We start from the raw sequence: 3,731 nt of genomic DNA on the forward strand, positions 1-3,731 counted from the left end.
CAGGTCCGTGTCCCGCGCGCCGAGAAGGGCCAGCAGCGCGGGCAGTGACGCGTGGTCGTCGGGTCGGGCCAGGTTGACGGCGGCCCATCCGTCGGCGGTCCGCAGGAGTCGGCAGGAGCCGCAGGCCGAGGTCCGGCCGGGTGAGGGCAGCCCGGCGAGCCGTGCCCGCAGGAAGAGGGCCGTGGGCAGGTCCGCGACGACGCCGGTACGGGCTTCCAGGTCGTCGGCGACGGCCCGGAGCGGGACGAGGTACGGCGCGACGCCGGACATCCACGGACCGAAAGTGAGAGCGTCATTCTTGGACACGTGAATTCCCTTCTCTCTGGCAGATAAGCAGATTACACTTGGGCAGCCATGGAGTCGCCGTGCCGCGTGATCGCCCTCGCCCCTTCGACACCACCGCCACCCCGTGCGCACGATCAGGTTCTGGTGGGGGTGGCCAACAGACCGGGTGAGGCCCCGGCCGGCTTCGACGTCCTCCTGACCGAGGGCACCGGCGCGCCCCGCCCCTGGGTCGCGTGCGCCGATCCCTGGGCCACCGCGCACCGCATCGCCGACGAGGTGGAACGGCACCCCGCCGCCTCCGTCGCCCTCGTCCAAGTGCTGCGGATGGCGCCGGCGCTCGCCCCACCGGACAGGCTGCTGGTCGAATCCCTCGCGTACTCGGCCCTGCAGGGCGGTGCGGACTTCCGCGCCTGGCTGGCCGCGGCCCCGCCCCGCAGGCCGCGGCCCTCGGCGCAACCGGTCCGCCTCAGCCGCGACGGCGACCGACTGGACGTCGTACTCGACCGCCCGTGGGCACGCAACGCCTTCAACGCGGCCACCCGGGACGCCCTCTGCGAAGCGCTCGACGTCGCCACGGCCGACCCGACGATCACCCGCGTCGACATGCGCGGTACCGGACCCGCGTTCTGCGCCGGGGGCGATCTCACCGAGTTCGGCACCTCACGGGACACCGCCGAGGCACATCGGGTGCGGGTGGCCCGCAGTCCCGCCGTGCTGCTTCTGCGCTGCGCCGCCAAGGTGACCGCGCACCTGCACGGTACCTGTGTGGGTGCGGGCATCGAACTGGCGGCGTTCGCCGGGCGGGTGACGGCCGCGCCCGGCACGGTGATCCGCCTGCCCGAGATCGGGATGGGTCTGATCCCAGGCGCCGGGGGTACGGCGAGCCTGCCCGTCCGTGTCGGCCGGGAACGGACCGCCTACCTGACACTGTCCGGTGCCACGCTGACCGCGACGGAGGCACTGCGCTGGGGACTGGTGGACGAGATCACGGAGAGCCGCTGACACCGAGCGGTTCGACGAATCCTGAGTGAAGGCAATTTTTACGCATCAGCCAACCAGGCTCTTCCCTCCCGTTGTCATATATGGGTGGTGATTGCTATCTTCTACTCAGTTTTTGAGAGAACGGAGCCTTCATGGAGGCTGGCGCACGCTCAAGGAAACGCGGTCCCTACCAGCGCTCTCACGAACGCCGGGAACGTATCTCCCTCGCCGTGCTGGAGCTGGTGGACGAGTTGGGCCACGAGGGAGTCACCACCGCGCTCGTCGCCGACCGGTCGGGGTCGAGCGAACCGACGGTGCTCTATCACTTCCCGACCAAGGAGCACCTGCTCGTCGCGGCCCTCGACCGCTCCGACGACCTGCAGCTGGACCTCGCGACCGTGGGGAACGGAGAGCTCACACTGAATCTGGACGCCCTGCGCGCCGTCGCCGACGCCGCGGTGTCAGTACACGAACGGCGACTGCGGCTGTTCGTGATGCTGCGCGGCCAGGCCGCGACGCCGAACCACCCGGCCGCCGACTACTTCGCCCGCCGGACGGAACGGGCGATGGGCCTGTGGACCGGCATGGTGGAGAAGAGGCAGCGCGAGGGAACGGCCCATCCCGGTCTCGAGCCTCGTGAGACGGCCAGGCAGGTTCTCGCACTCTGGGACGGCCTGGTCCTCGCTCACTTCAGCGACCCCGGCTTCGACTGCGGGCAGGCCCTGGTGGACGGCGTCCGCCGGCTCACAGGACAGAACTGGGTCGAAGGACTGGCCGCCCTCAACCGGCCGGGCAACGGCCTCTGATGGAACGGAAACAGAGACACATGACCGCACCGGCCTTCGACCATCCCTACATCGACGTCGACGAACAGCGCGACACACCCCGGCCCCACCGCTACGTGCACGGAGGCTTCACGGGCACCGACACCCGGTTCTCTCTCTACTTTCCACCGCCCGAGATCTATCAGGGACGGTTCTTCCAGCACATCACCCCGGTCCCCGAGAGCGAACACCTGGCGCAGTCCGCCACCGGACAGGAGGACAGGATCGGGTTCGCCTTCAGCGCGGGCGGCTACTTCCTGGAGACGAACGGCGGCGGAACCGGCGGAACCCCCGACGGTGCCACGGACCCGACCATCGCCGGCTACCGTGCGAACGCCGCCGCCGCGGAGCACTCACGGGTGATGGCCCGCCAGGTGTACGGCGACCACCGCCCCTACGGTTACGCCTACGGCGGCAGCGGCGGCGCCTTCAGGACGATGGGCTGCGCGGAGAACACCGAGGGCGTCTGGGACGGCTTCGTCCCCTATGTCCCCGGCAGCCCGATGGCCGCTCCGAACGTCTTCTCCGTCCGGATGCACGCCCAGCGGCTGCTGCGCCACCAGTTCGACCGGATCGTGGACGCCGTGGAACCCGGCGGCAGTGGTGACCCTCACGCCGGCCTGACGGCAGAGGAGAGCGCGGCGCTGACCGAGGTGACGCGGATGGGTTTCCCCATCCGCTCCTGGTTCGGGCACCGCACCATGGGGACACATGCCTTCGGAACGCTGTACCCGCACATCGTCGTGGCGGATCCCGGATACTTCGAGGAGTTCTGGACCACACCCGGACACCTCGGCGCCGACCCCGACTCCTCGATCCACCGGGACCGGTTCCGCTTCGACGGCACGGTGACCAGCGTCCTGCTGCGGCGCGACGCTCCCGATCTCGGCCCGTTCGGCGAGCCCCCGGAGGCTCCGCAGGGCGGTGTGGATGAGGCGTTCAAGGGGGCCTCGGGCCAGGGCGACGCCGTCCTCGCGCTGCGCCTGGCGTCCGTGCCGGACACCGATACCCTGGGGGCCGAACTGACGGTCACCAGCGGCGCCGCGTCGGGCACCCGGCTCAGGCTGAAAGGCTTCTGGCACGACCTCGCCGTCGTCGACATGCCGGACACCGAACACTCACTGACCGGTGTGCGTCCCGGTGACAGCGTTCACGTGGACAACAGCAACTTCCTCGCAGCCCAGACCTATCACCGCCACCAGGTGCCGGGCCCCGAGTACCCGGTGTGGGATCAGTACCGTGACGCCACGGGCGCCCCGCTCCTGCCCCAACGGCCCTTCCTGCTCGCTCCGTCGTTCGCCGCCGCCGCGGCCGGGCACGTACCCGGCGGCAAGTTCACCGGCAAGATGATCGTCGTGTCCTGCCTGCTCGACCGGGAAGCCTTCCCCTGGCAGGCCGACTGGTACCGCGGCCGGGCCGCCGAACATTTCGGCGACGCCCTCGACGGCCATTTCCGGCTCTGGTACGTCGACAACGCGCTGCACGCCGACGCCGAACGGCAGGAACACCCGACCCACACCGTCAGCTACCTCGGTGTACTGCACGAGGCGCTGCGCAGCCTCGCCGACTGGGTGGAGAAGGACATCCCACCGGCCCACAGCACCCGCTACGAGATCCGTGACGGCCACGTCGTCGTCCCCG

The 3,731-nt window shown here is 70.3% G+C and carries 3 protein-coding genes and 1 pseudogene; 3 read left to right on the plus strand and 1 reads right to left on the minus strand.

The genetic code is table 11. The annotated features are described in order from the left end of the window. Nucleotides 1-270: pseudogene (locus RIF68_RS30600) on the minus strand (hypothetical protein); the annotation flags it as partial. 165 nt (nucleotides 271-435) lie between these two features. Here RIF68_RS30600 and RIF68_RS30605 point away from each other — a divergent pair. From RIF68_RS30605 to RIF68_RS30615, 3 genes are all read left to right on the plus strand, one after another. After that, nucleotides 436-1,287, plus strand: a complete 852-nt coding sequence (locus RIF68_RS30605; protein ID WP_309054524.1) for an enoyl-CoA hydratase/isomerase family protein — start codon at nucleotides 436-438, stop codon at nucleotides 1,285-1,287. A gap of 209 nt (nucleotides 1,288-1,496) precedes the next feature. Beyond that, nucleotides 1,497-2,072, plus strand: coding sequence for a TetR/AcrR family transcriptional regulator (locus RIF68_RS30610; RefSeq protein ID WP_279562224.1), 576 nt, complete (start codon nucleotides 1,497-1,499; stop codon nucleotides 2,070-2,072). A 20-nt stretch (nucleotides 2,073-2,092) separates the two neighbouring features. Next, nucleotides 2,093-3,731 (plus strand): hypothetical protein (locus RIF68_RS30615; RefSeq protein WP_309054525.1); only part of this gene is annotated, 1,639 nt, incomplete at its 3' end.

Source organism: Streptomyces sp. (assembly GCF_031178505.1).
Taxonomy (GTDB): domain Bacteria; phylum Actinomycetota; class Actinomycetes; order Streptomycetales; family Streptomycetaceae; genus Streptomyces; species Streptomyces gulbargensis.